Here is a 25,077-nt window from a genome sequence, read left to right on the forward strand (position 1 = left end):
CGTCATCAAGACCACCGCCCGCGACGCCTACGGCTTCCGCAACCCAGGAAACCAGCGACTACGCACCCGATGCGCCACCACCCGAAAAGGCCGCGGACACCTCAACCCCGCTTAACTTCGAAGAGCCCGCATGACGATGTCGAAGGCGCCGTGATCCGCGCAGTTGTTCTTGTTGCGCCGCTCGGCGAAGGCGAGCAGCACGCCGTTCTTGGTCTTGACGACCGCCGGAAGCCTGAAGCAGGTCGTCACCGCCGATCCGGTGGCCGGATCCGTCGTCGTGTACTGCTGCCACAAGGTCTGCTTGTGGAAGGTGTAGGTGGGCGCCTGCGCGGCCGCCGCGGGCGACGCGGTGATCGCCACAGCCATCACCGCCCCGATCGCAGCACCTGACGTGCGTAACGTACGCATGGCTACCTCCCCATTCGTGTCCGCGCCATCATGATCCAGCGCTCGCGCCATGATCAAGAGAAGATCGATCTTCTGGTCGCGGATGGGGTCCCGGTAGGCGGCGATCGTCCACAGGGCCGCTCGTGAAGTGGCCCTGTGGCGAGGACGGCTATTCGGCCTTCTTCGCGTCGCCCTTCCTGGCGGCCTCGGCCACCCGGCGGACGGCGCTCTTCGCGGTCTCACGGGGGGATCGCATCTCCCCGCCGGAAGGGGCGAACCTGTGCGAATCGCTGAGGTCCGGGTCCTGCTGAAGGATGCGCCGGTGGAGGTGCTCGATGTCCGGGCCCGGGTCGGCCCCGACCTCGTCGGCCAGCCGTTTCCGCAAGGCGGCGAAAGCGCCGAGGGCTTCGGCCGACCGGCCGGCGCGATGGCAGGCCAGCATGAGCAGGCCGGTCAGCTCCTCGTCGGGCGGCCCGGCACTGGCGAGGTCCAGGATCTCGGGTACGAGCTGCGCGTGGTGCCCGAGCCGTAGCTCGGCCTCCAGGCAGTCGATCACCGCGGCGCGGTGTTCCGCCTGCAACTTGGCGCGGGCGTTCGCCGCGGACTGACCGGTCAGGCCGCTGAGCGGTTCGCCGGCCCGCAGGCCGCGGGTGCCCCACTGCCGAAGAGCGTCGCGCAGGATCCGTACGGCCTGCTCGTCGTCCCGGCCGATCAGCGGCCGGGCGTCGTTCACCAGATCGCGGAACCGGTACACGTCGACCTGGTTCCGGTCGGCCAGCAGCCGGTAGCCGCCCTGGTACTTGGGCAGCATGTCACCCAACCCCGGCCCGCTGGAATGGCCCAGATGAGCACGCAGGTCACTCGCATAGTGCTGGATGACCTTGCGCGCGCTGTTTATCGGCTCCGCGCCCCAGATCTTGTCGATCAGCTCCTCCATGGTGACCGGCCGGGCACCCGCCAGCAGGAGTAAAGCCAGCATCAAACGTTGTTTTCGGTCACCGACATAAACCCGCACACCGTCTCGGTACGCCTCCACGCCGTTCAACAATCGAAACTGCATCGCTCCAACTCCTTCGTACCACGCGTATTGGATATGACTAAAAGCATTCATAGAATTCCACTGGCAGACCTACGGCGCGGCACTCTGCCGGATACCCAAGCCGACCGCACCACCGGGCGGCCCAAAGGCTCCCCGAAACGAACAGGAGAGAAATAATGGGTACTGCCAAGGAAAGCCGGTCGCAGCGCGCCGCATGGTTCAAGGCGACCTTCAGCGACAACGGCGGCGGCTGCGTCGAGGTCGCGCTGGGTGAAGACGGGGTGGCGGTTCGCGACTCCAAGGACCCCGAGGGTCCCGTCCTGTACTTCAGCGACGAGGAGTGGGGCGCGTTCCTCGCGGGGGTGTACGCGGGCGAATTCGACCTGAGGTGAGGCCGCGCGCATGGCGGGTCACCGGGCCGTGGCGCGGACGTCGGCGCTGACAGTGGCGAGGAACTCCCGCGCCGCGTCGTCGAAGATGGCCATCTCGCTCAGCAGGGACCACTGCCGCTGATAGACCGCGATGTCGTCGGCGTGTCCGGCGGTCAATCTCACATGCGCCGTCTCTATCTCCACAAAAGTATCCGCCGTGCTGCCGTCGCTCTCGTAGAGGGTGAAACCATGCGGTGGGCAGACAAGTGCTTCTGTGTTGTGCGGTATCAACCCGATGCTGACGTTCTCCAGAGTGCTGAGTGAGGCTATCCGGTCCAATTGGGCCAGCAGGAGTTTGGGCGGTCCCGGACGGCACCTCAGCGCCGCCTCCGTAATGAGGAATTCGAAACTCCGGCTTTCCTCATAGAGCGCGAGCTGCCGTTGCAGACGAGCCGAGACGGCCATGGACAGCGCGCTCTCGGAGTAGGGCGGATCGAACAGCGAGAAGACGCGCCGGGCGTACTCGGCGGTCTGCAACAGCCCCGGGACGAGGGTGGGCTGGAATCCGCGGACCAACCGCGCCTGGTCTTCCTGCTCCCGGATCTCGTCCTGCAGGTGCGCCTGCCGCTGTAGCGCGGCCCGCCAGGTGTGCATCTCGGTGAACGCCGCTTCGGTGAGATCGGTCAGCCATTCCCTGGTCTGCGTCGAGGCCTCCACCGCCTCACCCCATGCCGTCACCTCCGGCAGTGAGGGGATCACGGTCCCGGACTCGATGCGGGAAACCTTGGACTGGCTGATGCCGACCCGGTGCGCCAGGTCGCGCCCGGAGATCCCGGCCTGGTCACGCAGGCGCCGCAGCTCCGTCGCGAGACGCTCGCGCTTGGTGCGGTGTTCGGCGCCGTCACTTGCGACTGTGCTCATCCGCTCCGCATCCTCGACAGCATCCGGCGCACCCATTCCCTACGACCCAGTTTGATGCCAATTGATGATGCACTAAATCAGCTAATGTCGCATACGTCAAACCAGGGAGCACTGGCTACGTGGTCCTGGTCGTAACAGGGATCGCTGGTCCAGGCGGCGCCGCCGCAAGCCGGATGATTCAAAATGATTCACACCTGCGCGACGAGGTGGCCGTCAACGAAGGAGTACACGACACCACTGCGTCGTTCTGCGCGGAGAAGGACAGGCGAGTGACTCACAGTGATGCGGGGCCCGGAACACACATCACGAGGGGAAACACAGATGTTCAGCAGAAACGCTCTGCTCCGCGACACGGGCATGGCCCTGGGGTTCGTCACCGTCCTGTTCGCCGGCGCGACGGCGCTCGCCGGGCCGGCATCGGCGGCGACGGTCAACGCGCAGGTGGACGGGACCAGGATCCTCGTCAACGGGAGCGCCGTGGCGGACGGGATCGACGTCAGCCCGCTCGGCGGCTTCGTCACCATCGGCAACACGCTGGGATCGGTCGCCGCCGGCCCCGGCTGCCAGCAGTTGGGGGCCGGGGTGCGCTGCCCGACGAGCGGGATCACCCGCGTCGACGTGTTCGCGGGGGCCGGTAACGACGCGATCCGCAACAACACCACCCTGCCGAGCACGCTGTCCGGCGACAACGGCGCCGACACCGTCAACGGCGGCTCCAAGGCCGACCTGCTCGCCGGGGGCTTCGGCGACGACGTGATCAACGGCGGTGCGGGCGACGACCAGATCCGTGGTCTGGCCGGCAACGACCGTCTGAGCGGTGGCGCCGGGCTCGACCGGATCGACGGCGGTGGCGACACCGACAGTTGCAATGGCGAGAGCGAGATCAACTGCGAGCTTTAGGCTCCGGGCCCGGCCACCGCGTTCTGCGCGCCGCGGTGGCCGGGCAGCCAGAGATACGTGCGCGGACGATAACCGGTTCATGCCCAGTAGAACGCGCCCAAGGGGAACTGACCAGACCTCAAGCCATGCGGCTTAGCTCCCACGGGTCGTGCGCGGAGAACACCTCCACTCCGTGCACGTTCGCCAGGTCCCGCAGCCGGGCCTGGCTCGTCAGCCGCGACTCCTCGTCCACCTGCGCGTCGAGCTGCACGATGTCCATCAGCGGATGCGAGAGCGGCTCGTCGGGCGACAGCTCGCGGTGGTAGAAGTAGGCGTCACCGGCGTGCAGCAGCCATCGGTCGCCATCCCTGACCGCCACACCCGCGTGGCCCAGGGTGTGCCCGCCGAGCGGCACCATCAGGAAGTCCGTGGAGAACGTCGAAGGCCGCACACCCTCGACCCCGAACCAGGTGTCACCGGTGCCGGGATAGGTGACCCAGCGCGGGCCGTGCGCCCAGTGGCTGGGGCGGTAGCGGCGGTTCGGCGCCTCCGTGAGCGCCGCCTGCAGCTCGGCCGCCATGACGTGCACCTCGGCCTGCGGGAAGTCGGGCAGCCCGCCGCTGTGGTCGACGTCCAGGTGGGTCAGCAGGATGTGGCGTACGTCCGCCGGGTCGTGGCCGAGCGCGGCGATCTGCCGGACGGCGGTCTCCGCCGGCAGGAGCGCGGGCCCGACCAGCTCGACCCACTCGGTTTCGAGCGTGTCGCCGGGGCGTGTCACGTCGTCCAGCCCCAGCCCCGCCTCCACCAGCACGAGCCCCGAGTCGGGGGTCTCGACGAGCAGGGCGTGGCAGACGGCGGGCGCGGAGGGCAGGGACTCGGTCGAATCGATCTCGCGCATCGAGCCGAGGTTCAGGTGATGAATTTTCATGTGTCCTAGACTCCTACTTGAAGCGCGGTTCAAGTCAAGGAGCGAAGTTAAGGAGTGCGTTGTGGACGAGACGTTGCTCGACATCGGCGAGGTGGCGCGGCAGTCCGGCCTGGCGCCGTCGGCACTGCGGTTCTACGAGCGTAAGGGGCTCATCGAGGCCGTCGGGCGCAACGGCCTGCGCCGCACGTACCTGCCCGCGACGCTCGAACGGCTGGCGCTGGTCACCTGCGCGCGCGACGCCGGGTTCACCCTCGCCGAGATCGCCGCGTTCCTGCGCGCCGGGCCGTCCGACGCCGTGCTGCGCGAGGGGATGGCCGCCAAGGAGCGCGCGGTGGACGAGCGGATCGCGCAGCTCACCCGGCTGCGGGACAGCCTGCGCCACGCCGTGGTCTGCGACCATGACCCGCTCGTCGAATGCCCCGCCTTCAAGCAGGCCATCCGCCGCGTCAGCGTCCCTTAGGAACCAGGCGTCAGGCCGCGCTCACATACTGCCTCGGCCGCAGCGCGTGGGCGCGGAGCGCGGCCAGGGCCGCGAGCTGACCGGGCCGGGTCACCCGTACGGCGAGATCGTCGGCGAACGCCAGGCCGAGCGCGGTCAGCTGCCCGACCAGCTCGATGACCGGTGTGGCGATGTCCTCGAGGTTCGTCGCGGGATGCCAGCCCTCTCCGCCGACCACCTCCGCCACCCGCTCGCGCAACTGGGTGGGCGACATCAGCGTGCCGTCGGCGAGCAGCATGAGCGCGGCCTCACGCGCCGAGACCTCGAACTCGTGCTCGCCCCTGGCCAGGAGCAGCCGGGTGACCGCGTCCCACATGGCCTCGGGCGAGTCGAGCAGCCGCCGGCCGCGTTCGGTGATCGACAGCCTGGCGCCGTCGCGGCTGATCGCGCCCAGCTCTCGTTCGGCCAGCTCGCGCAGCCGGAGCGCCTCCGGCGACGGGGCCAGCCGCATGGGCAGGCTGCCTTCCGAGGCGGCCAGCGACAGCAGGCCGTGGAGCCCGGGTAGCGGCTGGACCGACACCGGAGCGTGCAGTCGCACCTCGAACGGCTGGGCCAGCTCGCGCCGGGCCGGGCCGCGGCCGAGCACCCAGCGGTTGAGCCGCTCGCCGTGCACGCGATGCAGCCAGCTGTCGCCGCCCAGCTCCGCCCGTGGCTCGGTCAGCCAGCGCTTGGTGAGCGCGCCGGGATCGACGCTCTCGCCCGAGACGATCGCCAGCTCCAGCGCCGCGGAGCAGGCGACGTGCGCGCCCAGCTCCTCGGGGCCCATGATCATGCTCCACTGCAGGTCGGGCACATCGGGCGGGAGCACGCCAGTGGCTTCGAGCGCCGCCTGGTAAGCGCTGGTGCCCGCGTCCTCGCCCTCGCGGGAGTAGGTGCGCAGGATCTGAGCCGTGGTCGTCGACTCACAGAGCCCGGCGTAGCGGTCGAGCCCGCCGAGCTGCAGCAGCCGGCCGAGGGAATGGGCCAGCCGCTCGTGGTCGCCGCCGACCTTGAGCGGCAACGTGTACCAGAGGAACTCGCAGACGTCGAGCTGAGTAACCGTCTCCAGGGGCTCCCCGCCTGTCAACCACTCCACGGCGGTCCTGGCCTCTTCGGCCAGATCCGGCTCGGAGCGCTCCAACTCGGCGAGCAGGGCGGTGACGTCTGGTGCACTCATGCCTCGAAGTTTGCCGTATCGACCCCGGGCCTGACGATGACCGAAACCGGTGCGTATTGGGTCTTGCACTGCGACTACCCTATGAAATTAGTAAATATGGAACTGTAACCGGGTCATATCCACCGCTTGTCGAAGAGCATCCTTGCCTTCCACTCGGTGTAGGGGATCAGCTCGGCGGACAAAACCGGATGCAGCCACCAGAAGTTGATCAGTGCGAGAAGTGCGAACGCGCCGACGGCCGCGGCCCCGAGCGTTCGCCTCAACGGTACAGCCCCACCCGCCGTCTTCGCTGAGGGGCCTATCAGCAAACCCGCGCACAGCGTGATTGCCAGCACCATGAACGGCACCATCGGCACCGCGTAGAACAGGAACATCGTGCGGTTCTGGGCGATGGCGAAGTAGAACCAGGGCAGCCAGCCCATCGCGTAGGCCAGCAGCACCGCGCCGGCCCGCCAGTCACGCGTGGCGACGTACCAGGCGATCAGGCCGATCAGCGCGGCCAGCGCGCCGAACCAGATCACCGGGGTGCCCACGCCGAGCACGGCCTCGGAGCAGTCCTTGGCGCCGCAGCCGGTCTGTTTGCCCTCGTAGTAGAAGGCGACCGGGCGCAGCAGCAGCGGCCACTGCCACGGATCCGACATGTACGGATGCGAGGTCGCCAGCCCGTTGTGGAAGGAGAAGACCTGCCACTGGTACTGGACCCATGACCGCATCGAGTCGAAGACGAAGTAGAGCGGGCCCGACGAGGTGGCCTGGTCCCAGTTGCGGCCGTAGCCGGTTGCGGTGGCGAACCAGCCGACCCAGGTGGCCATGTACGTCACGAACGGGACCAGTGCGAAGGCGGCCAGACCGGTCGGCACGTCCTTGGCGAAGGCGCCGGCATAGGGCTGGCGCAGGCCGACGGCCCGCCGCGCGCCGAAGTCCCACAGCAGCGACATGACGGCGAAGGCCACCGCGAAGAACAGGCCCGACCACTTGACCGCCATGGCGGCCCCGAGGCAGACGCCCGCGGCGATCCGCCACGGCCGCAGCCCCAGCCAGGGCCCCTGCGGTGACAGCGGCGACGTCTCGTACCAGTCGATCAGCCGCTCGCGCGCCCGGTCGCGGTCGACCACCAGACAGGCGAACCCGGCCAGCACCCAGAACATCAGGAAGATGTCCAGCAGCGCCGTACGCGAGAGCACGAAGTGCAGTCCGTCGAGGGCGAGCAGGAGCCCGGCGAAGCAGCCGAGCAGCGTCGAGCGGGTCATCCGGCGGGCCACGCGGGCCAGGACCAGGATCGACAGCGTCCCGACGACCGCGGCGGCGAACCGCCAGCCGTACGGGTTCATGCCGAACAGCCACTCGCCCGCGCCGATCATCCACTTGCCCAGCGGCGGGTGGACCACGTAGGAGGCGCACTTGTCGAGTGTCGCCTCGGTGCACTTCTGCCAGATGTCGGTGTTGCCGGCGATGAGCGCCTTGTCGGCGTCCTTGATCGTGACCCGTTCCACGAGCCACGTGATCAGCGAGAAGCCGTCCTTGGCGTAATAGGTCTCGTCGAAGACGACCGCGTTGGGGTGGCCGAGCCCCATGAAGCGCAGCACCCCGCCGAACAGGGTGACGAGCAGCGGCCCCAGCCAGCCCCACAACACGCTGCCGCGCATCGGCGGGACCAGGCGATCTCGGATGGATCGCGTCCCGGGACTGCTCTCGTCCGCCGCCGGTTGACCATCAGACTGGCCAAAGGTTTGGTACGGGAAATCGGTCACCGCCATTCGGACATCGTACGGGCCTCAAGCCAGTGCTTACCCAGGAAACAGGGTCTTATCGGCATGCCCTGCCACAATGGCCGGGTGACAGTAGAGGGCAAGTTGGTGCTGGCAGGGGCCCCCATCGGACAGGCGGGAGACGTTTCGCCACGGCTGCGTGAGGTGCTCGAGAAGGCGGACGTGGTGGCGGCGGAGGACACCAGACGGCTGCGGAGGCTGGCAGGCGAGCTCGGCGTGGAGATCGGCGGGCGGGTGGTCTCCTACTACGACGCCAACGAGGCCGGACGTGCGGCGGAGCTCATCGAGACGCTCAAGCAGGGGCAGACGGTGGTGGTCATCACCGACGCGGGCATGCCGGGCGTGTCGGACCCCGGATACCGCCTCACGCACCTGGCGGTCGAGGAGGGCATCACGGTCACCGCGCTGCCGGGCCCGAGCGCCGTCACCACCGCGCTGGCCGTCTCCGGCCTGGCGAGCGACCGGTTCTGCTTCGAGGGCTTCCCACCACGCAAACCGGGCGAGCGCGGCCGCCGCCTGGCGGCGCTGGCCAAGGAGGAGCGCACGATGGTGTTCTTCGAGGCGCCCCACCGGCTCCAGAGCTCGCTGGAGGCGATGGCGGAGGCGTTCGGTCAGGAGCGGAGTGCCGCCGTCTGCCGCGAGCTCACCAAGACCTACGAGGAGGTACGGCGCGGCGGCCTGGGCGAGCTGGCCGCCTGGGCGGCGGCGGGCGTCAAGGGCGAGATCACCGTGGTCGTCGCCGGTCACGTCATGGACGACACCGAGCCCGACATCGAGTCGCTGGTCGCGGAGGTGGACCGCCGGGTGGCCGACGGGGAGCAGCGCAAGGTGGCCGTCGCCGACGTGGCCAAGGAGGCGGGTCTGCCCAAGCGGGAGCTCTACGACGCGGTTCACAGGAGATCATCCACGCCATAGGGTGCACATCGTGAAGAATTGGGGGTCTTCCGCGCGCAGGCTGGTCCCGCCGATGCAGGGCACCGCCCTGTGGGGGTGGCTGGGCCCGATCGCGGTCGCCCTCTTCGGCGGGATTCTCCGGTTCGTCAGGCTGAGCGAGCCGCGGGCCGTCGTCTTCGACGAGACGTACTACCTCAAGGACGCCTACTCGCTGCTCAGGTTCGGGGTGGAGCGGGTCACGCTCGGCGATGCCAAGAACCCGGTGGCCGACCGCCGGCTGATGGCCGGCAACCTCGACATCTTCAAGCACTGCCCCAATACGACGGACTGCGCCTCGTTCGTCGCCCACCCGCCGCTGGGCAAGTGGATGATCGGGCTGGGGGAGTGGCTGTTCGGCATGAACTCGTACGGCTGGCGGTTCGCCGCCGCGGTCGTCGGGACGCTGTCGATCCTGGTCCTGGCCCGCGTGGCCCGCCGGATGACCCGCTCGACGCTGCTCGGCTGCCTGGGCGGGCTGCTGCTCTCGCTGGAGGGGCTGCACCTGGTGCTGTCGCGTACGGCGCTGCTGGACATCTTCCTGATGTTCTGGGTGCTGGCCGGGTTCGCCTGTCTGGTGGTCGACCGCGACTGGTCACGGCAGCGGCTGGCCGACTGGTACGACAGCTCCCCGCTCACCCCGGCCGGGCCGCGGCTGGGCCTGCGGCCGTGGCGGCTGGCCGCCGGGGTCTGCCTGGGCGCGGCCTGCGCGGTGAAGTGGTCGGGGCTGTTCTTCCTGGTCGCGTTCGCGGTCATGAGCCTGCTGTGGGACATGGGGGCCAGGCGGGCCGTCGGGTTGCGCCGGCCGTACCAGGGGGCCCTCTCGCTGGACGCGCCGTCGTGGCTGGCCGCGCTCGGTCTGGCGCCCGCGCTGACCTTCGTGGCCTCGTGGACGGGGTGGTTCGTCACCGCGGGCGGTTACGGGCGCAACTGGGAGCAGGCCACGTCGTCGGGACCGATGTTCTTCGTCGTCGACTCGGTGCGGTCGTGGCTGAAGTATCAGGTGCAGGTGCTCGGCTACCACACCGGCCTGCACGACTACCACCCGTACATGTCGGATCCGTGGACCTGGCCGATCCTGATGCGGCCGGTCTCCTTCTTCTACCCGACGGACCTGCCGCCCTCGGCGTGCGGGGCCGACAAGTGCTCGCAGGCCGTGGTGGGGGCGGGCACGCCGGTGCTCTGGTTCGCCGCCGCGCTGGCCCTGCTGGGACTCATCGCCTGGTACGTCGCCACGCGCGACTGGCGGGCCGGCGCGGTGCTGCTGGCCTACGCCGCCGGCTGGCTGCCCTGGTTCTACTACGCCATCGCCGACAAGCGGACGATGTACCTCTTCTACATGATCCCCGTGGTGCCGTTCATGGTGCTGGCGCTCGTCCTGGTCGCGGGGCTGGCGATCGGGAAGGAGAACGCCTCACCCGTACGGCGGGCGGTGGGGGCCGCGGCCGTGGGGGCGTTCACGCTGATCGTGCTGATCAACTTCTGGTGGCTCTATCCGGTGCTGGTGGCCGAGACGCTCACGCAGGCACAGTGGTGGGCTCGGATGCTGACGCGTTCTTGGGTCGTACCCGCTCCCAAGTGATGCCCCGGCGCAGGGTGATCGCCGCCGCGATGCAGGCCAGAGGGACCGCCGGCAGAACGTAGCGGTAGTCGAACTCCGCCGTCGCGGCGGGTGCGAGCAGCAGGCCGAACGCGCCGAGCCAGGGCAGGACCACCGGCCCGCCGAACCTGCGCCAGCGGACCACCGTGCCGTACAGGCCGATCAGCATCACGCCGCCCAGCACGATGCCGGGCAGGTAGACCACCTGCTGGTAGCCGCTCATGATCTGCGCCCAGGGCGCGACGATCCTCGTCTCGGGCGGGCCCTGCTCGTAGGTGTAGGCGTCGGTGTCGGTCCGGCCCTGGAAGGAGGGCCACTGGGGCAGACGCTTGGGATTGCCGCCGTCATCGAGCTCGTAGAACGGGATGAAGCGATACATGTTGTACGTCTTCTCATCGGGGAAGCGTGGCCTGCCCCAGTTGAAGGCGCGGAAGAAGTCGCGCGCGACCACCCGCAGGTAGTCGCCGGGCTGCGAGAGGATCGCCCGCTGGGCGAACGCGCTGGCGGCCTCGTTGGTGATGTCGGTGAACTTCTTGCCCGCGCCCCAGCGGTGCAGCACCTCGCCGGTGCCCTGGCCGTCGCCGTTGCCCTGGCCCCACAGATACCACTGCGCGTAGTCCTTGCGCTGGTTGACCGGGTCGTTGATGCACAGCAGGAGCATCTGGAGCTCCCTGTATTTGTCGATGTGCATCTTGTTGCAGTCGGCGAAGATCGCCGTGCGCATGTAGAGGATGAGCCCGTCGCTGTTGGTCATCGCGAATTTACCGAAATTTGTTGAGAACCAACCCATGTAGGCGAGGACCGGGACCGCGCAGGCCATGATCACGGCCACGATCGCCTTCCACCCGGTCCGCTTGATGAGCAGGTAGGCGACGACCAGGACGAGGATCGGCAGGCCGATCGAGCGGGTCAGCGCGGTCAGCGCGAGCAGCAGCCCGACGACCGCGCCCACCTTCCACGACATCCGCCTGTTCCACAGGACCATCGTGACCACGCCCACCACCAGCAGCGTGAACAGCGTGTCGGACATGATGAGCTGTTCGAGCTGGATCTGGTAGGCGTCGAACAGCACCGGGACGGCCGCCAGCGTCGCCCCCCATTTCGGCAGCCCGAATTTCCGGCGCAGCAACGCGTAGATGAGCACGCCCGTGGCCAGGCCCATCAGGTGCTGGGAGAGGGTCACCAGAGAGAAACTGTGGAACGGCTTGAGCAGCAGCAGCCAGAACCCGTAACCGTCGGGCCTGATGGGGTGTGGCCTGGGGTGCAGCGCGACGGAGACGTACTCATAGGAGTCGTTGAACCACATCGCCGGGCCGTACCCGAGCATGGTGACGAGCCGCAGCACCCCGCCCACGGCGAATGCGGCGGCGAACACCCGATGACGGCCCAGGAACGCCAGCGCGCGTGCTAGCCGGCCAGGGGCGGAGGGGTCCACAGGGGTAATCTCCGCAGCGCTCACCATGCTGTAAAGAATGCCAGTCGTTTTTAGGACTTGACCCGACCATCCTCGGGCACAGGGCATGATGGTGGGCTGGAAGAGCCTTAACTGAAGGGTTGAGACGTGGAACTGACGGTGGTCATGCCCTGCCTCAACGAGGCGGAGACCGTGGAAGTCTGTGTACGCAAGGCACTGGCGTGCATGGAAGAGCACGGCATCGAGGGCGAAGTCCTGATCGCCGACAATGGCAGCACGGACGGCTCGCAGCAGCTCGCCCGTGACGCCGGCGCTCGCGTCGTCCACGTCGATGAGAAGGGCTACGGCAACGCGCTCATGGGCGGCATCCGTGCCGCACGTGGCAAATACGTCATCATGGGCGATGCCGACGACTCCTACGACTTCACCTCGTTGCTCCCGTTCGTCGAGCAACTGCGCGACGGTGCCGATCTCGTGATGGGCAACCGGTTCAAGGGGGGCATCGCGCCTGGCGCCATGCCGCCGCTCCACCGCTACCTGGGCAACCCGGTGCTGTCGTTCGTCGGACGGCTGTTCTTCCCGTCGGCCATCGGCGACTTCCACTGCGGCCTGCGCGGGTTCAGGCGCGACTCGATCCTGCGGCTCCAACTGCAGACGGGCGGCATGGAGTTCGCCTCCGAGATGGTGGTCCGCTCCACGCTGTCGGGCCTCGACGTGCGCGAGGTGCCCACGACCCTGGCGCCCGACGGCCGCTCCCGGCCGCCGCACCTGCGCTCCTGGCGTGACGGCTGGCGCCACCTGCGCTTCCTCATGCTGTACAGCCCCAAGTGGCTGTTCTTCTACCCCGGCCTGCTGCTGATGGTCCTCGGGCTGGTCGTGGGCGGGGCGCTGACGTTCGGCCCCGTCGAGATCGGCGAGCTGGCCTTCGACGTCGACACCCTGGTCGGGGCGTCGGCGGCGGTGGTGATCGGCTTCCAGGCCGCGCTGTTCGCGCTGTTCACCAAGGTCTACGCGGCCGAGGAGGGCTTCCTGCCCGAGTCGCCACGCATCCGCAAGCTCATCGACATCGTCACGCTGGAGAAGGGCCTGGTGGTCGGCGGGTTGCTGGCCCTGGCCGGTCTCGTCGGCCTGGTCATGTCGCTGGTGCACTGGCAGGTCCGCAGCTTCGGCTCGCTCGACCCGCGTGAGTCGCTGCGCATCGTCGTGCCGTCGGCGACGGCACTCATCATGAGTTTCCAGACCATCTTCGCGGCGCTGTTCATCAGCATCCTGGGCATCCGCCGCACCCGCGAGAGCTCGATAGACGTCGCCGCCAAGGTGGCCGAGGAGGCGGCCGAGGCCGTGTCCCGCGAGGAGTCCACGACGCGTTGATCAATCGCCTCGTGCCGGGATTCGGTACGAGGCGACCGCGGTCGCACCGTAGGCTTGACCCATGTCCCAGCACATCTTGACCGCCGTAGCGTGGCCGTACGCTAATGGCCCTCGCCATATCGGGCACGTATCCGGATTCGGCGTGCCGTCCGACGTCTTCAGCCGCTACCAGCGGATGGCGGGCAACAAGGTGCTGATGGTGTCCGGCACCGACGAGCACGGCACGCCCATCCAGGTGCAGGCCGACAAGGAGGGCGTCACCGCCCGCGAGCTCGCCGACCGCTACAACCGGGTGATCGCCGAAGACCTGACCGGCCTGGGGCTGTCCTACGACCTGTTCACCCGCACGACGACGAAGAACCACTACGCCGTCGCGCAGGCGATCTTCAAGGGCCTCTACGACAACGGCTACATCTTCCCCAAGACCACGATGGGCGCGATCTCCCCGTCCACCGGACGCACCCTGCCCGACCGTTACGTCGAGGGCACCTGCCCCATCTGCGGCTACGACGGTGCCCGCGGCGACCAGTGCGACAACTGCGGCAACCAGCTCGACCCGATCCAGCTCATCAACCCCAAGAGCCGCATCAACGGCGAGACGCCGATCTTCACCGAGACCGAGCACTTCATGCTCGACCTGCCGGCCTTCGCCGAGGTGCTCGGCTCCTACCTGCAGTCCAAGCAGGGCGAGTGGCGGCCCAACGTGCTCAAGTTCGCCCTCAACCTGCTCGGCGACCTGCAGCCGAGGGCGATCAGCCGCGACCTCGACTGGGGCGTGCCGATCCCGCTCGACGGCTGGCGCGACCAGCCCAACAAGCGGCTCTACGTCTGGTTCGACGCCGTCATCGGCTACCTTTCCGCCTCCATCGAGTGGGCCAAACGCTCCGGCGACCCCGAGGCGTGGCGCCAGTGGTGGCAGAATCCCGACGCCCGTGGCTACTACTTCATGGGCAAGGACAACATCGTCTTCCACGCCGAGATCTGGCCCGCGATGCTGTTCGGCTACAACGGCCAGGGCGCCAGGGGCGGCTCGCCGGGGGCGCTGGGCGCGCTCAATGTGCCCTCCGAGGTGGTCTCCAGCGAGTTCCTGACCATGGAGGGCAAGAAGTTCTCCTCCTCACGGCAGGTCGTCATCTACGTCCGCGACTTCCTGGCCCGCTACGACGCCGACGCGCTGCGCTACTACATCTCCGTGGCCGGCCCGGAAAACCAGGACACCGACTTCACCTGGCAGGAGTTCGTCAACCGCAACAACGGCGAGCTCGTCGCGGCCTGGGGCAACCTGGTCAACCGGTCGATCTCCATGGCGGCCAAGAACTTCGGCTCGATCCCCGAGGCCGGTGAGCTGACCGACGCCGACCGGGCGCTGCTGGAGCGCTCGCGCAACGCCTTCGGGCCCGTGGGTGCGGAGCTCAACCGTTCGCGGTTCAAGAACGCCATCACCGAGGCGTTCGACGTGGTCCGCGACGCCAACCGCTACCTGGCCGAGCAGGAGCCGTGGAAGCTCAAGGACGACACGGAGCGGCAGAAGTCGATCCTGCACGTCGCCCTCCAGGTGGTCGACGACGCCAAGACCATGCTCACGCCGTTCCTGCCCGGCTCGTCCAACAAGGTCCACGCGATGCTCGGCGGCGAGGGCGTCTGGTCCGGCATGCCGGAGATGCACGACGTCGACGAGGACGGTGGCACCCCCTACCCGGTGATCACCGGCGACTACCAGGGCGCTGCCCAGTGGGAGCACCGGCAGATCAAGCCCGGCACCCCGCTCGCGCCGCCCGTGCCGCTGTTCAAGAAGCTCGACCCGAAGGTCGTGGACGAGGAGCTGGCCCGGCTGGTCGACTGATCTCATAGTCCTTGAGCCTGATGGCGGCGGCCGTCTTCCGTGCGTGCCGCGCCATCAGTCCCTTCCAGGGCAGGTACGGCAGCAGCTTGTAGTTCTGGTTCATGAACCACTGCATGAACCTGCTCTCCGGCACCATGAACTTACTGACCCCCTCGCCGGACTTCTGGCAGGTGAGCACGTAGTCGCGCATGGCCGCCTCGTACCCGGCGAAGGCGGCCTGGTGGTCGGGGGTCGCCGCCAGCTCGCCCGCCAGCACGTACGCGCCCACCATGGCGAGCCCGGTGCCCATGCCCGACAGCGGCGAAGGGCACCAGGCGGAGTCGCCGAGCAGCACGACCCGGCCGCGTGACCAGCGGTCCATCCGCACCTGGGCGATGGCGTCGAAGTAGAAGTCGCCGGCCCGCCGCATGTCGCGCAGCAGCCGGGGAGCCTGCCAGCCGACGCCCGCCATCGCCCGCTCCAGCAGGTCCTGCTGCTGGCGGGTGTCGCGGCGGTCATAGGTCAGCTCCGGCGAGCCGAACCAGAACATGGCCTTGGCCTCGGTGTTCTGCCTGGCGCTGTAGAGGGCGACCATCTTGCCCGGTGTGTTGTAGGCCTGGCCGCTGTAATCGAGGCCGAGGTAGTTCTCCGTCGTGAAGACCGCGCAGTACAGGCCCAGGTACGAGATGAACTGCCGTTCCGGGCCGAAGGCCAGCTCACGCACCTTCGAGTGCAGGCCGTCGGCGCCGACCACCAGGTCGAAGCGCCTGCTCGGACCCCGCTCGAACGTGACCGTGACCCCGTCGGCATCCTCGTCGAGCGCGGCGACGGAGTCGTCGAAGATGTACTCGGTGTGGTCCCTGGTGAGGTCGTAGAGGATCTCGGCGAGGTCGCCGCGCAGGATCTCGACGTCGCCGGCGAACAGGTCGGCCGGCAAGGCGCTCAGCTTCTTGCCCGCCTCGTTGACGTTCCACATGGCGCCCATGTGGGTCTGCCGTCGCTGGATTTCCTGGAATATGCCCATCTTGCGGAGCACGGTGAGGTGGACGTCGCCGCGGAAGTCGACCGAGTAGCCGCCGTCACGCAGGGAGGGCGCCCGTTCGACGATCGTGGTGGAGTGTCCGGAGCGGTTGAGCCAGTAGGCCAGGGCGGGGCCGGCGACGCTGGCGCCGGAGAGCAGAATGTCCATGCGGCCGAGTTTCGTTGGGCGCGCTCACCCCGGGCTCACCCCGAGCTCACCGGGCAGGGTGGCGATCATGCGCAGCGGTGAGGAGTCGATCGCCGCGTCGGGCACACCCGCCAGGAGGGCCGCCTGGGAGTAGGTGAGCGCCGCGCCTTCGTTCCAGGCCCGCTCGTACGCCTCATCGCCCAGGACGGCCCGCACCCGGGCGGAGACGTCCGCGGCTGTGGGCGTGTCGAGCCGGATCCCGCCGAGCATCACGGTGCCGGCCCCCAGCAACCTGGCGGCCGGCCAGGCACCGCCCTCTTCGATGAGCGCGAGCCGGGCGAGCGACTCGAACGCCCGGGCGCTCTCCGGCAGCGCACCTGTCACGACCGCCACCTCGACCGCCTGCCGGTGCGAGGTCCCGGCCGCGTGCGGGTCGCCGTCGGCCTCCGCGAGCCGTCCCAGGCCGACCAGGAGCCGGATCCTGCTGCCCGTGGTCCTGAGCCACCGGGGATCCGAGCGCCGCAGCGCCTCCTCGTACAGCTCCCGCGCCCTGGACAGGTCGCCCTCCTCCAGGGCCACGTCGCCGAGCCCGCGCAGCGCCGACGCCACGTTCGTCGGCACGCCCACCCGCCGGGCCAGTTCGGCGGCCCGCTCGTAGTCGGCCTTGGCGGCGGCGGGGTCGGCGTGCAGGCGGTGATCGCCCCGGTTGCACAGCAGATCGGCCAGGTCCTCGGTCGCGCCCAGCTCCTCGGCCAGCACGATCGCCTCGTCGGTGCGGGCCAGCGCGGTGGCCCGGTCGCCGTGGATGCCCGCCAGCCAGGCCAGCGCGTCGAGCGAGATCATCGACCCCCAGCGGTCGCCGAGCGCGCGCAGGGCGTCGAGCGCCGAAACCAGGTCAGCCCGCGCCCGGGGGTACTCGCCGCGGGCCATCAGCGAATAGGCCCACATCATCCGGGCCATGCCGCGCTCCCACGGGTCGGGACTCTTCGTGGCCCTGGTCATCACCGCGAGAGCCGGCTCGGGGGCGTGCATGGCCGCCGTGATCATCGGCCACAGGAACGTGAGAACCGGGTATTCCCGCGTCCCCTCTCCAGCCGACACGATCGCGATGGCCGCGGCGGAGTGGCGGGCCCACAGCCCGCCGGCCGCCTCGCCGCCGGCCACGGTCAGCAGGCAGAGCACGTAGGCGTCGCCGAGCTCCGGATCCGGCGCCGGCCCGGCCGCCTCCAGCAGGGCGACGGCCGAGGCCGTGGCGGTGCCGCGCATCCCGCGCATCCACAGGTAGGTGGACTGCGCCGCCAGCAGCCGTATGCCGAGCCGTACCTCGCCCGCCTCGGCCGTCCAGCGCAGGGCCGTACGGAGGTTGTCGTGCTCGGCGGACAGCGCCTCCAGCCAGTCGAGCTGCTCGGCCGCGCGCAGGTGCGGGTCGGCCTCCTGCGCCAGGCCGAGGAAGTACGTCGCATGCGCCCGCCGTACGGAGGCCTCGTCGGCGAGCTGCTCGGCGCAGAAGGCGCGGATGGTCTCCAGCATGCGGTAGCGGCCGTTCGTGACGGTCACCAGCGACTTGTCGGCGAGCGAGTCGAGCAGCTCCTCGGCGTCGGCCAGGCCGCAGACCTCGGCGGCGGCCGTCGCGGTGGCGCCGCCGGAGAAGACCGTGAGGCGGGCGGCCATCGCGCGTTCGGGCTCGGTGAGCAGCTCCCAGCTCCACGCGACGACCGCGCGGAGCGTCTGGTGCCGGGCGTCGGCGGTACGGCTGCCGCGTGACAGCAGCCGGAAGCGGTCGGTGCCGGCGAGGCGTTCGGCCAGCTCGGGGGCCTCGTGCGTACGCATGCGGGCGGCGGCCAGCTCGATCGCCAGCGGCAGGCCGTCCAGCGCGGAACAGATCCGCTCGACCGTCTCGTCCGGCGTGAAACCCGGGCGGACCGCCGTGGCCCGGTCGGTGAAGAGGCGGACGGCGTCGGCGGTGGCGAGCGGGCGTAGCGGCCAGAGGTGCTCGGCCGTGATGCCGAGCGGCTCGCGGCTGGTGGCCAGGATGCGCAGCCGGGGGCAGGCGGCGAGTAACCGCTCCGCGAGGGCGGCGGCGTCCTCGATCAGGTGCTCGCAGTTGTCGAGCACGAGCAGCAGCGGGCGCTCGGCCAGTGCGGCGATCAACCGCCACAGGGCCGCGGGCTCGGCCGAGGGCTCAACCGGGCTACCCAGCAGGCCGCCCTCACGCACGCCCAGCGCGCCGAGCACCGCCTGCGGCAGCCCGGCGCCCTCGGTCAGGGAGGCCAGCTCGGCCAGGCAGGTGTCGGGACGCTGCCCGGCGACCTCGACGGCCAGCCGCGTCTTGCCCGCGCCGCCCGGTCCCAGCAGCGTCACCAGCCGGGCCGAGTCGAGCAGCGCGCCGACCGCGGCCAGATCGTAGGCCCGGCCAACCAACGTGGTGAGCCGGATCGGCCTCCCCAACCTGCCGGAATCGCCGGACCCGACTGCGGCCGGGGCGGGTGCGGTCTGTTCGGCGGGTGATGGCAGGCGGGCGAGCTCGCCGCGTAACAGGCTCTGGTGCAGGCCGGACAGCTCGGGTGAGGGGTCGGCGCCCAGTTCGTCGGCCAGCAGCCGCCTGGCCTGCTCGTAGACGACCAGTGCCTCGGCCGGCCGGCCGTCCGCGCTGAGCGCCCGCATGAGCTGGCCGCGCAGCCGCTCGCGCAGCGGGTGGCGTTCGATCAGCCCGCCGAGCTCCGGGATGACCGCCCGGTGCGCGCCCCGCCGCAGGTCGGCCTCGATCCGGTCCTCCTGGGCGGCCACGTGCCGCTCCTCGAGGGGTACGGCATGCGCCGCGTCGAGGTCGGCGAGCGCGGCGCCGCGCCACAGGGACAGCGCCTCGCCCAGCAACGCGGCGGCCCGGTCCGGATCGGCGTCGAGAGCCTGCCGCCCGGCCTCGGCCAGCCGCAGGAACCGGTGCGCGTCGACGTCGCCGGGATCGACGGCCAGCCGGTAGCCCGTGGCCGCCCGCTCGACCATGATGCCGTCGCCGCGCAGCCTCGACACCTGGGAGTGCAGGGCGTGCTGGGCGTTCTTGGGCGGCTGCTCGCCGTACAGGACATCGATGAGCCTGTCGTAGGTGACGACCTCGCCGGGCCGGATGAGCAGGAGAGCCAGCAGGGCCCGCCGGGCCCGGCCGCCGAGTGGCACCTCGCCGCCGTCCGCGCGCCAGGCACGGGTGCTGCCGAGGATGCCGAAGCGCATGGAGGTTACTTTAGAGGGCGTGAGCAAGATTCCCAGCCCGCCGGAGCCGCTGTCCGCGCCGGTGTTCGACAGCCACTGCCATCTCGACATCATGGTCGGAAACCGGCAGGCGTCCTCGGGCGATCCGGTGGCTCAGGCCGCGCAGGCGGCGTCGGCGAGCGTACGGAGCATCCTCGACGACTCGCGCGCCGTCGGTGTGACCCGGCTCGTCACGATCGGCTACGACCTGCCCTCCTCCCGGTGGAACGCCGAGGCGGCGGCGGAGCACGAGGGGATCTACGCCGGCGTCGCGATCCATCCCAACGAGGCGCACGCGGCCACGCCCGAGACGCTGGCCGAGATCGAGGCGCTGGCCGGGCGCGACGAGGTGCGGGCGGTGGGGGAGACCGGGCTGGACTACTACCGTGACTGGGCGACCAAGGACGACCAGCACGCGAGCTTCCGGGCGCACATCGAGATCGCCAAGCGCACCGGCAAGGCGCTGGTCATCCACGACCGTGACGCGCACGACGACGTGCTGAAGGTGCTGGCCGCCGAGGGCGCGCCGCCGGTGGTGGTGTTCCACAGCTTCTCGGGCGACCCCGAAATGGCGAAAAAGTGCGCTGAAGCCGGATATTTCATGTCTTTTTCTGGGCCGGTTACCTACAAGAACGCCTCCTACCTGCGCGAGGCGGCCCAGGTCGCGCCGATGGAGCTCATGCTGGTCGAGACCGATGCTCCCTACCTGCCGCCCGTGCCATACCGGGGCAAGCCCAACGCGCCCTACCTCATCCCGCTCACCCTGCGCTGCCTGGCGGAGGTCAAGGGAGTCCATCCGGATGAGCTGTGCGAGGCCATCAGCGTCAACGGAGTCACGGTCTTCGGAGAGTGGTGACCATCTTTCCGTGAACCGGTGGAGGGGACGGCACGCGCGCCGCTAACGTCGTGCCGCCCGAAGCCGCTACCGGAGGTCGACCGTGCGAGGAAAGAGGCGCGCTCCACGCCCTCGGATTGCCTGGCGCTCGCCGTGGACACCGGTGTTCTGCCTGCTCGCGGTCATGGCCGTGGGCGGCATCGTGACCGTCGCGACGCTGGTCAAGAGCGTGGTGCTGGTCGTCGACGGCAAGCAGATCGCGCTGCGCAGCTTCGCCGGCTCGGTGCGGGAAGTCCTCGGCGAGGCCGGGGTGCCGGTGGGGTCCGGCGACTCCGTACGGCCGGCCGGGCAGGAGAAGCTCGTCGACGGGACGTGGATCGAGGTGCGCCACGCCCGTCCCATCACCCTGACCGTCGACGGGCGCACCACCCAGCACTTGGTGACCGCCACGAACGTCGGCGACGCGCTGGCCGAGCTCGACATCAGCCCCGCGGGCGGAAGGCTGTCGGTCCCGCCGGGCCGGAACGTGCCGCTGTCCGGCATGTCGCTCTCGATGTACACGCGGCGTGAGGTGTACGTCGAGACGGGCGGCGTCCGGATGGCGACCACGACCACCGGCCGTACCGTCCGCGAGGTGCTCAGGCAGCGCCGCATCCCGCTGCGCCGCGGCTACCGGGTACGGCCGCCGCTCGACAGCTTCCCGTCGCAGGGGACCGTCATCAGGGTCAGCCCGCCCCCGCCGCCGCACACCGTGGTCGTGCCGGCGGCCGTGGCGGGGCTCAACTGGGCGGCGCTGGCCCAGTGCATGTCGAACGGCAACCCGCTGGCGGTCAACCCCGCCGGGCCCTATTACGGGATGTACGGGTTCAGCGTGCCCATGTGGGCGGCCGTCGGCGGCACCGGACTGCCGCATACCTGGCCGGCGGAGGAGCAGACCTATCGGGCGCAGCTCCTCTACCAGTTGGTCGACGGCCGGTGGCAGGGCCAGTGGCGGGAGTGCGGGTCACGGCTGTTCGGCTAGCCGCTTTGACCAGGAGGAACACGGCCACCGCGGGCCGGCCCGGCAACAGGCTGACAACAAGGTGCCGAGCCCTCGCGCTCAATGCCCCAACAGCCTCATGGGACGGAATAGGCTCATTCGAGATGTCCGGCCGGCGCCGAGGTAAGGGGAACGGGTGAGCGAGTCTTTCGTGCATCTGCACGTGCACACCGAGTACAGCATGCTTGACGGGGCGGCCAAGATGAAGCCGCTGTTCAAGGAAGCCGAGCGGCTCCAGATGCCCGCCATCGCGATGTCCGACCACGGCAACATGTTCGGTGCGTACGAGTTCCAGAAGGTGGCGAAGGGCAGCCCGGTCAAGCCGATCGTGGGCATCGAAGCGTACGTGGCTCCCGAGAACCGGTTCGTGAAGAAGCCGGTCTTCTGGGGGCAGCGCGCTGAGACCGGTGTGGCGGACGGTGAGGGCGGCAAGGACGTCTCCGGCGGCGGCCGGTTCACCCACATGACCATGTGGGCCAAGAACGCGGACGGGCTGCGCAACCTGTTCCGGCTGTCCTCCTTGGCGTCGTTCGAGGGCTATTACTCCAAGCCCCGCATGGACCAGGACCTGATCTCCAAGCACGCGAACGGGATCATCGCCACCACCGGCTGCCCGTCCGGCGCGGTGCAGACCCGGATCCGGCTCGGCCAGTACGACGAAGCGGTCAGGGTCGCCGGCGAGTATCAGGAGATCTTCGGCAAGGAGAACTACTTCCTGGAGTTGATGGACCACGGCATCAGCATCGAGCGGGAAGTCCGCGCCGATCTGCTCCGGCTGGCCAAGCAGCTCAACATCCCGCTCCTGGTCACCAACGACTCCCACTACGTGACGGAGGACCAGGCCGACGCGCACGACAGCCTCCTGTGCGTCGGCGTGGGCAAGAACAAGGACGACCCCAACCGTTTCCGGTTCAACGGGTCGGGCTACTACCTCAAGACCGCCGACGAGATGCGCAAGCTGTTCGCCGAGCTGCCAGAAGGATGTGACAACACGCTGCTCGTGGCCGAGATGGTGAGCGACTACAGCGACGTGTTCCAGCACATCGACCGGATGCCGCAGTTCCCCGACGTGCCCGAGGGGGAGACGCAGGAATCCTGGCTGCGCCAGGAAGTGGAGCGCGGCCTGGAGCTGCGCTACGGCACACCCGTCCCCGCCGAGGTGATGGAGCGGTATGAGACCGAGATGAAGGTCATCGGTCCCATGGGGTTCTCCTCCTACTTCCTCGTGGTCGCCGACATCTGCAAGTACGCCCGTGACAACGGCATCGCCGTGGGTCCGGGCCGAGGAAGCGCCACCGGCTCGATCGTCGCCTACGCCACCCGCATCACCGAGCTCGACCCGCTGGAGCACGGCCTGCTGTTCGAGCGCTTCCTGAACCCCGAGCGCATCAACCCGCCGGACGTCGACCTCGACTTCGACGACCGTCAGCGGGACCGGATGGTCCAGTATGTGACGCAGAAGTACGGCAGCGAAGCGACCGCCCAGGTCAACACGTTCGGCACGATCAAGGCCAAGGCCGCCGTCAAGGACGCGAGCCGGATTCTCGGCTACCCGTTCGCCATGGGCGACAAGATCACCAAGGCGATGCCGCCGGACGTCATGGGCAAGGGCGTCCCGCTCGCCGACATCTTCAACGAGAACCACCCCCGCTACAACGAGGGTGGCGAGCTCCGCGCCCTGTACGAGAACGACTCGGACGTCCGCAAGGTCATCGACACCGGGCGTGGCATCGAGGGCCTGATCCGTGGCACCGGCGTACACGCCGCCGCGGTCATCCTGTCCTCGGAGCCCCTGCTGGACCTGATCCCCATGCACATGCGGGACAAGGACGGCGTGATCATCACCGGGTTCGACTACCCGTCCTGTGAAGACATGGGCCTGGTCAAGATGGACTTCCTGGGGCTGCGGAACCTGGGCATCATCGACCACGCCATCAAGATCATCGAGCAGAACCGGGGCGTCAAACTCGACACCCTCACCCTTCCGCTCGACGATGTGCCCACGTACAAGCTGCTGGCCCGCGGCGACACCCTGGGCGTGTTCCAGCTTGACGGCGGCCCGATGCGCCAGCTTCTGAAGCTGATGGAGCCGAGCCGATTCGAGGACATCGCCGCCGTGCTCGCCCTGTACCGGCCGGGCCCGATGGCGGCCAACGCGCACACCAACTACGCGCACCGCAAGAACGCCCGCCAGGACATCGAGCCCATCCACCCCGAACTGAAGGAAGCGCTCGAGCCGATTCTCGGCCCGACCTTCCACCTGCTCGTTTACCAAGAGCAGATCATGGCCGTCGCCCGCGAACTGGCCGGCTACACCCTGGGCGGCGCCGACCTGCTGCGTCGCGCCATGGGCAAGAAGAAGAAAGAGATCCTGGACGCCGAGTTCGCCAACTTCCAGGCCGGCATGCGCGGCAACGGCTACACCGCCGAGGCCACCCAGGCGCTGTGGGACGTCATGCTGCCGTTCTCCGGATACGCGTTCAACAAGTCCCACACCGCCGGCTACGGGCTGGTCGCCTACTGGACCGCCTACCTCAAGGCCAACTACCCCGCCGAGTACATGGCCGCCCTGCTGACCTCCGTGGGGGACGACAAGGACAAGGCCGCTGTTTATCTGGCCGAGTGCCGCAAGATGGGCATCCAGGTGCTCGCCCCCGACGTGAACGAATCCCAGCTCGACTTCGTCGCGGTCGGCGACGACAAGGTCAGGTTCGGTCTGGGCGCGGTCCGCAACGTCGGTGAGAACGTCGTCGAGGGCATCGTGAAAGCCCGCACCGAGAAGGGCCGCTACGAGAACTTCAACGACTTCCTCGGCAAGGTGCCGTTGACGGTCTGCAACAAGCGGGTCATCGAATCGCTGATCAAGGCGGGCGCCTTCGACTCGCTCGACCACCAGCGCAAGGCGCTGCTCATGGTGCACGAGCCGGCGGTCGACTCGGTCATCGACATCAAGAAGAACGAGGCCCACGGCCAGGACTCGCTGTTCGGCGGCCCGAGCGACGACGCGGGCACGGCGGCGTTCTCCGTACAGATTCCCGACATGGAGTGGGACAAGAAGACGCGACTGGACTTCGAGCGGGAGATGCTCGGCCTGTACGTGTCGGATCACCCCTTGGCGGGCACGGAGCGGCTCCTGGCCCGCCACCGGGACACCACCATCGCCGAACTGCTCGAAAGCGGCCGTGACGACCGCGGGGACGTCCGGGTGTGCGGCCTGATCACCAAGGTCGACAAGCGGGTCAACAAGGCCGGGAACGTGTGGTCGATCGTCACCGTCGAGGACATGGACGCGGCCATCGAGTGCCTGTTCTTCCCCAGGAGCTACGAGCTGTACGCGCCGGAGCTGCGTGGAGATGCCGTGGTGTCGGTCGGCGGCAAGGTCAACAACCGCGACGGCGCCATCAGCATCTTCGCGGAAGACCTCACCCCGCTCGATGTGTCCGGTATCACCAGCGATTCCGGACATCCCGTCACCATCCAGGTGCGCGAGGAACGTCTCACGCAGCAAGCAGTGGAGGAACTCCGTAACGTGCTGAAGCTGCACCAGGGCAACGTGCCGCTGCGGATCAATGTGCAGCGGCTGACCGGGAAGATCATGGTGTGTGCTCTGCCGGAGTTCTCCGTCAATGCCGAACCCAGCTTCGCCGCGGACGTCAAGCAGTTGTTCGGCCCGGAAGCGATCATGCTGTAAGTCCGCGGCCTG

Annotated in this window: 19 protein-coding genes; 10 read left to right on the plus strand and 9 right to left on the minus strand. The window is 69.1% G+C overall.

Annotated features, from left to right (window positions below; translation table 11 throughout):
• Nucleotides 1-111 precede the first annotated feature (111 nt).
• Entirely contained in the window at nucleotides 112-408 is a 297-nt protein-coding gene (locus KLK06_RS33330) for a sialidase family protein (protein WP_214639572.1), read from the minus strand.
• A gap of 148 nt (nucleotides 409-556) precedes the next feature.
• On the minus strand, nucleotides 557-1,366 hold the full coding sequence (locus KLK06_RS33335) for an AfsR/SARP family transcriptional regulator (RefSeq protein WP_214639573.1): 810 nt from the start codon (nucleotides 1,364-1,366) through the stop codon (nucleotides 557-559).
• A gap of 236 nt (nucleotides 1,367-1,602) precedes the next feature.
• On the opposite strand from KLK06_RS33335, the gene KLK06_RS33340 reads away from it, so the two are divergent.
• The gene (locus tag KLK06_RS33340) at nucleotides 1,603-1,818 is read left to right on the plus strand and encodes a DUF397 domain-containing protein (RefSeq protein WP_214639574.1); all 216 of its coding nucleotides are present in this window, start codon (nucleotides 1,603-1,605) and stop codon (nucleotides 1,816-1,818) included.
• Between the two features lie 18 nt (nucleotides 1,819-1,836).
• On the opposite strand, the gene KLK06_RS33345 is transcribed toward KLK06_RS33340, so the two are convergent.
• On the minus strand, nucleotides 1,837-2,718 hold the full coding sequence (locus KLK06_RS33345; protein WP_214639575.1) for a helix-turn-helix transcriptional regulator: 882 nt from the start codon (nucleotides 2,716-2,718) through the stop codon (nucleotides 1,837-1,839).
• A gap of 321 nt (nucleotides 2,719-3,039) precedes the next feature.
• Between KLK06_RS33345 and KLK06_RS33350 the strand changes: the two genes are divergently transcribed.
• Nucleotides 3,040-3,618, plus strand: a complete 579-nt coding sequence (locus KLK06_RS33350; RefSeq protein ID WP_214639576.1) for a calcium-binding protein — start codon at nucleotides 3,040-3,042, stop codon at nucleotides 3,616-3,618.
• A 118-nt stretch (nucleotides 3,619-3,736) separates the two neighbouring features.
• On the opposite strand, the gene KLK06_RS33355 is transcribed toward KLK06_RS33350, so the two are convergent.
• Complete coding sequence (locus KLK06_RS33355; protein ID WP_214639577.1) at nucleotides 3,737-4,525, minus strand: MBL fold metallo-hydrolase; 789 nt, start codon at nucleotides 4,523-4,525, stop codon at nucleotides 3,737-3,739.
• A 61-nt stretch (nucleotides 4,526-4,586) separates the two neighbouring features.
• On the opposite strand from KLK06_RS33355, the gene KLK06_RS33360 reads away from it, so the two are divergent.
• On the plus strand, nucleotides 4,587-4,985 hold the full coding sequence (locus KLK06_RS33360) for a MerR family transcriptional regulator (RefSeq protein WP_308168552.1): 399 nt from the start codon (nucleotides 4,587-4,589) through the stop codon (nucleotides 4,983-4,985).
• Nucleotides 4,986-4,995: 10 nt separating this feature from the next.
• Here KLK06_RS33360 and KLK06_RS33365 read toward each other — a convergent pair whose 3' ends face one another.
• Together KLK06_RS33365 and KLK06_RS33370 are read right to left on the minus strand one after the other, a co-directional pair.
• On the minus strand, nucleotides 4,996-6,180 hold the full coding sequence (locus KLK06_RS33365; protein WP_214639579.1) for a hypothetical protein: 1,185 nt from the start codon (nucleotides 6,178-6,180) through the stop codon (nucleotides 4,996-4,998).
• A gap of 113 nt (nucleotides 6,181-6,293) precedes the next feature.
• Nucleotides 6,294-7,826: a dolichyl-phosphate-mannose--protein mannosyltransferase gene (locus KLK06_RS33370; RefSeq protein ID WP_250906405.1), complete on the minus strand. Its 1,533-nt coding sequence runs from the start codon at nucleotides 7,824-7,826 to the stop codon at nucleotides 6,294-6,296.
• A 189-nt stretch (nucleotides 7,827-8,015) separates the two neighbouring features.
• Here KLK06_RS33370 and rsmI point away from each other — a divergent pair, with 189 nt between their 5' ends.
• Together rsmI and KLK06_RS33380 are read left to right on the plus strand one after the other, a co-directional pair.
• Complete coding sequence (rsmI, locus tag KLK06_RS33375) at nucleotides 8,016-8,864, plus strand: 16S rRNA (cytidine(1402)-2'-O)-methyltransferase (RefSeq protein ID WP_308168554.1); 849 nt, start codon at nucleotides 8,016-8,018, stop codon at nucleotides 8,862-8,864.
• A 10-nt stretch (nucleotides 8,865-8,874) separates the two neighbouring features.
• Nucleotides 8,875-10,461 carry a phospholipid carrier-dependent glycosyltransferase gene (locus KLK06_RS33380; RefSeq protein ID WP_308168555.1) on the plus strand — a complete coding sequence of 529 codons (1,587 nt, stop codon included), beginning with the start codon at nucleotides 8,875-8,877 and terminating at the stop codon, nucleotides 10,459-10,461.
• Here KLK06_RS33380 and KLK06_RS33385 read toward each other — a convergent pair.
• Entirely contained in the window at nucleotides 10,397-11,941 is a 1,545-nt protein-coding gene (locus KLK06_RS33385) for a hypothetical protein (RefSeq protein ID WP_250906406.1), read from the minus strand. The genes KLK06_RS33380 and KLK06_RS33385 overlap by 65 nt on opposite strands.
• 99 nt (nucleotides 11,942-12,040) lie before the next feature.
• Here KLK06_RS33385 and KLK06_RS33390 point away from each other — a divergent pair, with 99 nt between their 5' ends.
• Together KLK06_RS33390 and metG are read left to right on the plus strand one after the other, a co-directional pair.
• Nucleotides 12,041-13,264: a glycosyltransferase family 2 protein gene (locus KLK06_RS33390; protein ID WP_214639582.1), complete on the plus strand. Its 1,224-nt coding sequence runs from the start codon at nucleotides 12,041-12,043 to the stop codon at nucleotides 13,262-13,264.
• Nucleotides 13,265-13,325: 61 nt separating this feature from the next.
• Entirely contained in the window at nucleotides 13,326-15,107 is a 1,782-nt protein-coding gene (gene metG / locus KLK06_RS33395) for a methionine--tRNA ligase (protein ID WP_214639583.1), read from the plus strand.
• Here metG and KLK06_RS33400 read toward each other — a convergent pair.
• Entirely contained in the window at nucleotides 15,052-16,275 is a 1,224-nt protein-coding gene (locus KLK06_RS33400; RefSeq protein ID WP_214639584.1) for an FAD-dependent monooxygenase, read from the minus strand. The genes metG and KLK06_RS33400 overlap by 56 nt on opposite strands.
• Nucleotides 16,276-16,299: 24 nt before the next feature.
• Nucleotides 16,300-19,482, minus strand: a complete 3,183-nt coding sequence (locus KLK06_RS33405) for a BTAD domain-containing putative transcriptional regulator (protein ID WP_214639585.1) — start codon at nucleotides 19,480-19,482, stop codon at nucleotides 16,300-16,302.
• Here KLK06_RS33405 and KLK06_RS33410 point away from each other — a divergent pair.
• The 3 genes from KLK06_RS33410 (at nucleotide 19,481) to dnaE (ending at nucleotide 25,065) form a co-directional block, all read left to right on the plus strand.
• Nucleotides 19,481-20,356: a TatD family hydrolase gene (locus KLK06_RS33410; protein ID WP_214639586.1), complete on the plus strand. Its 876-nt coding sequence runs from the start codon at nucleotides 19,481-19,483 to the stop codon at nucleotides 20,354-20,356. The genes KLK06_RS33405 and KLK06_RS33410 overlap by 2 nt on opposite strands.
• Before the next feature lie 142 nt (nucleotides 20,357-20,498).
• Nucleotides 20,499-21,356, plus strand: coding sequence for a resuscitation-promoting factor (locus tag KLK06_RS33415; protein WP_214639587.1), 858 nt, complete (start codon nucleotides 20,499-20,501; stop codon nucleotides 21,354-21,356).
• A 154-nt stretch (nucleotides 21,357-21,510) separates the two neighbouring features.
• A complete protein-coding gene (dnaE, locus tag KLK06_RS33420; protein WP_214639588.1) occupies nucleotides 21,511-25,065 on the plus strand; it encodes a DNA polymerase III subunit alpha in 3,555 nt (1,184 codons plus the stop codon).
• The last annotated feature ends 12 nt before the right edge of the window (nucleotides 25,066-25,077 follow it).

This window comes from Nonomuraea sp. NEAU-A123 (genome assembly GCF_018603905.1).
Lineage (GTDB): Bacteria > Actinomycetota > Actinomycetes > Streptosporangiales > Streptosporangiaceae > Nonomuraea.

What these genes read in the sequence shown, in the direction of transcription:
- KLK06_RS33330 (WP_214639572.1), bottom strand. Translation starts at nt 408, where the DNA reads ATGCGTACGTTACGCACGTCAGGTGCTGCGATCGGGGCGGTGATGGCT.
- KLK06_RS33355 (WP_214639577.1), bottom strand. Translation starts at nt 4,525, where the DNA reads ATGAAAATTCATCACCTGAACCTCGGCTCGATGCGCGAGATCGATTCG.
- KLK06_RS33385 (WP_250906406.1), bottom strand. Translation starts at nt 11,941, where the DNA reads ATGGTGAGCGCTGCGGAGATTACCCCTGTGGACCCCTCCGCCCCTGGC.
- KLK06_RS33350 (WP_214639576.1), top strand. Translation starts at nt 3,040, where the DNA reads ATGTTCAGCAGAAACGCTCTGCTCCGCGACACGGGCATGGCCCTGGGG.
- KLK06_RS33400 (WP_214639584.1), bottom strand. Translation starts at nt 16,275, where the DNA reads ATGGACATTCTGCTCTCCGGCGCCAGCGTCGCCGGCCCCGCCCTGGCC.
- KLK06_RS33365 (WP_214639579.1), bottom strand. Translation starts at nt 6,180, where the DNA reads ATGAGTGCACCAGACGTCACCGCCCTGCTCGCCGAGTTGGAGCGCTCC.
- KLK06_RS33345 (WP_214639575.1), bottom strand. Translation starts at nt 2,718, where the DNA reads ATGAGCACAGTCGCAAGTGACGGCGCCGAACACCGCACCAAGCGCGAG.
- KLK06_RS33340 (WP_214639574.1), top strand. Translation starts at nt 1,603, where the DNA reads ATGGGTACTGCCAAGGAAAGCCGGTCGCAGCGCGCCGCATGGTTCAAG.
- KLK06_RS33335 (WP_214639573.1), bottom strand. Translation starts at nt 1,366, where the DNA reads ATGCTGGCTTTACTCCTGCTGGCGGGTGCCCGGCCGGTCACCATGGAG.
- KLK06_RS33405 (WP_214639585.1), bottom strand. Translation starts at nt 19,482, where the DNA reads ATGCGCTTCGGCATCCTCGGCAGCACCCGTGCCTGGCGCGCGGACGGC.
- metG (WP_214639583.1), top strand. Translation starts at nt 13,326, where the DNA reads ATGTCCCAGCACATCTTGACCGCCGTAGCGTGGCCGTACGCTAATGGC.
- KLK06_RS33410 (WP_214639586.1), top strand. Translation starts at nt 19,481, where the DNA reads ATGGAGGTTACTTTAGAGGGCGTGAGCAAGATTCCCAGCCCGCCGGAG.
- KLK06_RS33370 (WP_250906405.1), bottom strand. Translation starts at nt 7,826, where the DNA reads ATGCGCGGCAGCGTGTTGTGGGGCTGGCTGGGGCCGCTGCTCGTCACC.